Source organism: Streptococcus mitis (assembly GCF_047459985.1).
GTDB classification, from domain to species: domain Bacteria; phylum Bacillota; class Bacilli; order Lactobacillales; family Streptococcaceae; genus Streptococcus; species Streptococcus mitis_DZ.
The window spans coordinates 1-680 of the sequence record NZ_JASHHD010000046.1 but is presented as its reverse complement, the minus strand read 5'-3'; the positions used below and the strand labels follow the sequence as shown (position 1 = coordinate 680).

The following is a 680-nucleotide window of genomic DNA, read 5'->3' as shown; positions in this document are numbered from 1 at the left end:
AGCCCCGGTACATTTTCGGCGCAGGGTCACTCGACTAGTGAGCTATTACGCACTCTTTGAATGAATAGCTGCTTCTAAGCTAACATCCTAGTTGTCTGTGCAACCCCACATCCTTTTCCACTTAACATATATTTTGGGACCTTAGCTGGTGGTCTGGGCTGTTTCCCTTTCGACTACGGATCTTAGCACTCGCAGTCTGACTGCCGATTATATCTCTTTGGCATTCGGAGTTTATCTGAGATTGGTAATCCGGGATGGACCCCTCACCCAAACAGTGCTCTACCTCCAAGAGACTTAACATCGACGCTAGCCCTAAAGCTATTTCGGAGAGAACCAGCTATCTCCAAGTTCGTTTGGAATTTCTCCGCTACCCACAAGTCATCCAAGCACTTTTCAACGTGCCCTGGTTCGGTCCTCCAGTGAGTTTTACCTCACCTTCAACCTGCTCATGGGTAGGTCACATGGTTTCGGGTCTACGACATGATACTAATGCGCCCTATTAAGACTCGGTTTCCCTACGGCTCCGTCTCTTCAACTTAACCTCGCATCATATCGTAACTCGCCGGTTCATTCTACAAAAGGCACGCTCTCACCCATTAACGGGCTCGAACTTGTTGTAGGCACACGGTTTCAGGTTCTATTTCACTCCCCTCCCGGGGTGCTTTTCACCTTTCCCTCAC

The 680-nt window shown here is 49.1% G+C and carries 1 rRNA gene; it reads right to left on the bottom strand.

The features are described 5' to 3' along the window. Nucleotides 1–680: ribosomal RNA gene (locus QM959_RS09555) — 23S ribosomal RNA — on the bottom strand; the annotation flags it as partial.